This is a genomic window from Mycobacterium sp. THU-M104, from assembly GCF_049197365.1.
Taxonomy (GTDB): Bacteria; Actinomycetota; Actinomycetes; order Mycobacteriales; family Mycobacteriaceae; genus Mycobacterium.
Map to the genome: position 1 here is coordinate 1 of NZ_JBMIOP010000244.1, position 4938 is coordinate 4938.

Annotated in this window: 3 protein-coding genes and 1 pseudogene; 3 read left to right on the forward strand and 1 reads right to left on the reverse strand. The window is 68.0% G+C overall.

Annotated features, from left to right (window positions below):
• Positions 1-629, forward strand: a pseudogene (locus ACOJVU_RS17985) (isocitrate lyase); the annotation flags it as partial.
• A gap of 183 nt (positions 630-812) precedes the next feature.
• Here the strand turns inward: ACOJVU_RS17985 and ACOJVU_RS17990 are convergent.
• Positions 813-1364, reverse strand: coding sequence for a TetR/AcrR family transcriptional regulator (locus tag ACOJVU_RS17990; RefSeq protein WP_421531015.1), 552 nt, complete (start codon positions 1362-1364; stop codon positions 813-815).
• Between the two features lie 327 nt (positions 1365-1691).
• Between ACOJVU_RS17990 and ACOJVU_RS17995 the strand changes: the two genes are divergently transcribed.
• Positions 1692-2855: an LLM class flavin-dependent oxidoreductase gene (locus tag ACOJVU_RS17995; protein ID WP_421531016.1), complete on the forward strand. Its 1164-nt coding sequence runs from the start codon at positions 1692-1694 to the stop codon at positions 2853-2855.
• Positions 2856-2953: 98 nt separating this feature from the next.
• Positions 2954-4795, forward strand: coding sequence for a fatty acyl-AMP ligase (locus ACOJVU_RS18000; protein WP_421531017.1), 1842 nt, complete (start codon positions 2954-2956; stop codon positions 4793-4795).
• Positions 4796-4938 lie beyond the last annotated feature (143 nt).

The window sequence follows — 4938 nt, forward strand, 5'->3', positions numbered from 1 at the left end:
TGGAGTCGCCGTATCGCACGCCGCAGACGTTGGTCGGCGGGCCGCGCAGCGACGCGGCGCTGGCCGCCTCCTCCGGGCGCACCGCGACCACCAAGGCCATGGGCAAAGGCTCAACCCAGCATCAGCACCTCGTGCAGACCGAGGTGCCCAAGAAGCTGCTGGAGGAGTGGCTGGCGTTGTGGAGTGAGCACTACCGTCTCGGCGAGAAGCTGCGGGCGCAACTGCGGCCGCGCCGTGCCGGCTCGGAGGTACTGGTGCTCGGCATCTACGGCAACCAGGACGAGCTGCTGGCCGATGTCGTCTTCGATCCCATCAAGGACCGCCACGGCCGCAGCATCCTCACGGTGCGCGACCAGAACACCTTCGCCGAGAAGCTGCGCAAAAAGCGGCTGATGACCTTGATCCACCTGTGGCTGGTACACCGCTTCAAGGCTGACGCGGTGTACTACGTGACGCCCACCGAGGACAACCAGTACCAGACCTCGAAGATGAAGTCGCACGGCATCTTCAGCGAGGTCAACCAGGAGGTGGGCGAGATCATCGTCGCCGAGGTGAACAAGCCCCGCATCGAAGAGCTGCTGAAGCCCGACCGCGTCGCGCTGCGCAAGCTGATCACCAAGGAGGGGTAGCGGGCTTTCCCTCATCGCGGCGACACAGGTCGGTGCGGTGGTCGTCATGGACGTCGGTCCGGTCAGTGCGGAATCGACACCAGTTGCGTGCCGCCGGTCGGCCCGCTCAACCGGAGCGCCCCTGCCCGTCCGGGACTGGGCGCATCAGGGGGCGAGGATGGCGATTGCCGACCAGATGATCGATCAACGTGTCGGCATCGACGGTGAGCGCCGAGCCATCGCTTTGAACCTTTCGATGACCCGATCGGACGCCAACGGGTGATGCCCCGGGATCATGTTGCAGAATGCCAATCCGGTCACCAGCGAGAAGAGCAGGTGCAACCCGTTCCCGGTGTCGCCGTCACCGGCCAGATCGGCGTCCGTGCGGGCCGCGACCCACAATTCGACGAATGCCGTGACCGTGGGACCGGTCCACATCGACCAGAGCAGGTCGAGCGTGGCGTCCAGCTTGTCTTCGGCGGCATCCACCTCGGCCATGGTCCGGCGATACTCCTCACTGCGACGCTCGAATGCGTGTCCGATCGCGGCCACCAGCAAGTCGTTCTTGGTGGGGAAGTGGTGCAGCAACGCGCCCAGCGAAACTTTGGCTCGATGGGCTACTGCGGTCAGAGTGGTTGCCTTGTAGCCGGATTCGACCAGCAAATCCAAGGTGGCATCGAGCAGGGCGGCCTTGGTCTCGCTGCTCCGCTGGGCCTGGGTCCGGCGGGGACGTGGTTGATTCAGGCGGGCGGCCATGTGTGCCTCACCGGCGCCCTGCGATCGGGTTGGCACCGTGCCGGCGCCGAGTGCTGCAGCAGCGACGGTCGGGGAGCGCGGTGATCAGCACGCCGGCGGAGACGGGCATCGGCGAGAAAACCTTCGCACCGATCGGGTACGAAATACGGCCACGATGCGGCACGGTCCTCGACGTAAGCCACTGACGAGAAAGCGTCAATGTTTATTGTTCGTCGGTGGTGAGTGTTCACCGACCCGCGCAGTCCGCATCGAACCCGGCAGGCGTCGCCGCACACTGTCGGGCTCCGAGGCTATGGTTTTCAGCAAGGCGGACGCAACGGGGCCCTCATGTCCAAGCTCAGATTCGGCTATTTCATCGCACCGTTTCACCGGGCGGGCACCAACCCCACCCTGGCGTTACAGCGCGATCTGGAGTTCATCGACCATGTGGACCGCCTTGGTTTCGACGAGGTGTGGCTCGGCGAGCACCACTCGGCCGGCAGCGAGATCATCAGTTCGCCGGAGATCTTCATCGCCGCGGCGGCGCAACGGACGCAGCGGATTCGCTTCGGGACGGGCGTCATCTCGCTCTCATATCACAACCCGCTGTGGGTCGCCGACCGGCTGATGCTGCTCGACCACCTCACTCGCGGCCGCGTGATCGGAGGGGTGGGCCCCGGTTCCCTGCCTACCGATTCCGCGATGATCGGCCTCACCCCCACCGACACGCGCGAACTGCTCGAGACCAATCTCGACATCGTCGTGCGCCTGCTAACGGGCGAGACCGTGTCGGCGAAAACGGCGACGCACCAACTGTTCGACGCGCGGTTGCAGCTCGCCCCCTACTCCGACGGGGGGATCCCGTTGTCGGTCGCGGCGGTCGCCTCGCCGACGGGCGCGAGGCTGGCCGGCAAGCACGGCATCGGCCTGCTGTCGATCGGGGCGACGCTGATCGTCGAGGGCTTCGACGCGCTCGCCTATCACTGGGGCATCGTCGAGGAGCGCGCGGCGGCGTTCGGCACACAGGTCGACCGGAACAACTGGAGCCTGGTCGGGCTGTTCCATCTCGCCGAGACCGAGAAGCAGGCGCGCGAAGAGGTGAAGTTCGGCATCGAACCGTGGTTCCGGTACTTCCAGAAGGTGGCCGCCTTCCCGCAGATGACCATGCCGGGAGAGCAGCTCGACGAGATGATCGACATCATCAACGACAACGGGTCGGGCGTGATCGGCACCCCGGAGCGGGCGCGGGCCCAGGTGCAGCGGCTCTGGGACCAATCCGGCGGGTTCGGCTGCATGCTGCAGATGGGACACGACTGGGCCAACCCGGCGGCCGCCAAGCGGTCCGCCGAGCTGTTCGCCGCCGAGGTGATACCGCACTTCCAGGGGCAGGCCGAGCCGACCCTGGCTGCCGCCGCGCGCGCGGGTCAGGTGCGTGACGATCTTGCGCAGACCCAACTGCAGGCCGTCGAGCACATGACCAAGAAGTATCAGGACGAGATCACGTCGACGTAGCGGCGCCGATGCCGAACCTTTCCGTGCGCCGCGTCGTCCTCCGGCGAACACGCCGCGCAGCCGGCCGGCGCGGGGTCGCCGTTGCCTACACTGCGCTTATGAATTCGGGTTTCCCGCAGAGCGACAGGAGTGTCCCCGGACTCCTCGACATCGAGGACTGTCTGGACGCCGACGGCGAGATCGTGCTGCCTCCGGGCGTCACGCTGATCTCCCTGATCGAGCGCAACGTCGCGAATGTCGGTGACACCGTGGCCTACCGCTACCTGGACTACAGCCACGGCGCCGACGGACGCGCTGACGAGGTGACCTGGACGCAGTTCGGTGCCCGGCTCCAGGCCATCGGTGCCCGGGTGCAGCGCGTCGCGAGCCGCGGCGAGCGGGTCGCGGTCCTGGCGCCGCAGGGCATCGACTACGTCGTGGGTTTCTACGCGGCGATCAAGGCCGGCACCGTCGCCGTGCCGCTGTTCGCGCCCGAACTCCCGGGCCACGCCGAGCGCCTCGACACGGCGCTGCGCGACTCGCAGCCGTCGGTGGTCCTCACCACGAGCGAGGCCGCGGGCGCCGTCGAGAACTTCCTGACCGGCCTGCCGCGCCCGCAACGCCCGCAGGTCCTGTTCATCGACCAGATCCCCGACTCGGAGGGAGAGTCGTTCGTCCCGACCGAGCTCGGCATGGACGACGTCTCGCACCTGCAGTACACCTCCGGTGCGACGCGCCCGCCGGTCGGCGTGGAGATCACCCACCGGGCGGTCGGCACCAACCTGACCCAGATGATCCTGTCCATCGACCTGCTGGACCGAAACACCCACGGCGTCAGCTGGTTACCGCTCTACCACGACATGGGCCTGTCGATGATCGGCTTCCCCGCGGTGTACGGCGGGCACTCCACGCTGCTGTCGCCGACCGCGTTCGTCCGCCGGCCGCAGCGCTGGATCCACGCCCTGTCGGCCGCGTCGAGGGAGGGCCGTGTGGTCACCGCCGCGCCCAACTTCGCCTATGAGTGGACCGCCCAGCGCGGCCTGCCCGCGCCGGGCGACGACATCGACCTTTCCAACGTGGTGATGATCATCGGTTCCGAGCCAGTCAGCATCGACGCGATCCGCACCTTCAACAAGGCGTTCGCGCCCTACGGATTACCGCGGACGGCGTTCAAACCCTCATACGGGATCGCGGAAGCGACCCTGATGATCGCGACCATTGCACCCAGCGCCGAGGTCACGGCGGTGTACCTCGACCGCGAACAGCTGGGCGCCGGGCACGCGGTACGGGTCGCGCCGGACGCTCCCGACGCGGTGGTCCAGGTGTCCTGCGGTCAGGTGGCCCGCAGCCTGTGGGCGGTGATCGTCGACCCCGGCACCGGAGACGAGCTGCCCGATGGCGAGGTCGGCGAGATCTGGTTGCAGGGCAACAACGTCGGCCGCGGCTACTGGGACCGCCCCGAGGACACCCGGCGCGCGTTCGGCGCGCGGCTGCGCGCGCGTCTGCCCGACCACAGTCACGCCGAGCGATCGGACACCGACCGCGCCTGGCTGCGCACCGGCGACCTGGGGGTGTACCTCGACGGCGAGCTCTATGTCACCGGCCGGATCGCGGACCTGGTGACCGTCGACGGGCGCAACCACTATCCACACGACATCGAGGCCACCGTCGCAGACGCCTCGCCGATGGTGCGCCGCGGCTATGTCGCGGCCTTCGCTGTACCGGCCGACGGCGGGCGACAACGGCTGGTGATCGTCGCTGAGCGCGCTGCGGGCACCGGCCGCGCCGACCCGCAGCCGGTGATCGGGGCGATCCGGGCCGCGGTGTCGCACCGCCACCGGGTCTCGGTGTCCGACGTGCAATTCCTGCCGGCCGGCGCCATCCCGCGCACCACCAGCGGCAAACTCGCCCGCCGGGCCTGCCGCACGCAATACCTGAGCGACGCGCTGCGCAGCCACTGACCGGTACGGGCGGAACGCCCAAAAAGGCCTGCACGCCGATGTGGCTGACTTAGTGGTCTTGCCCGTTAATCCGTCGGGCCCGTTCGCTGGGGTGTCGAGACTGCGGTGGCAGCGCCGAAACGCGAAAAAAGTAGCGCTGAGCA

Excerpts from the sequence above, each read along its gene's own strand:
- ACOJVU_RS17990 (WP_421531015.1), bottom strand. The coding sequence starts at position 1,364 with ATGGCCGCCCGCCTGAATCAACCACGTCCCCGCCGGACCCAGGCCCAG.
- ACOJVU_RS17995 (WP_421531016.1), top strand. The coding sequence starts at position 1,692 with ATGTCCAAGCTCAGATTCGGCTATTTCATCGCACCGTTTCACCGGGCG.
- ACOJVU_RS18000 (WP_421531017.1), top strand. The coding sequence starts at position 2,954 with ATGAATTCGGGTTTCCCGCAGAGCGACAGGAGTGTCCCCGGACTCCTC.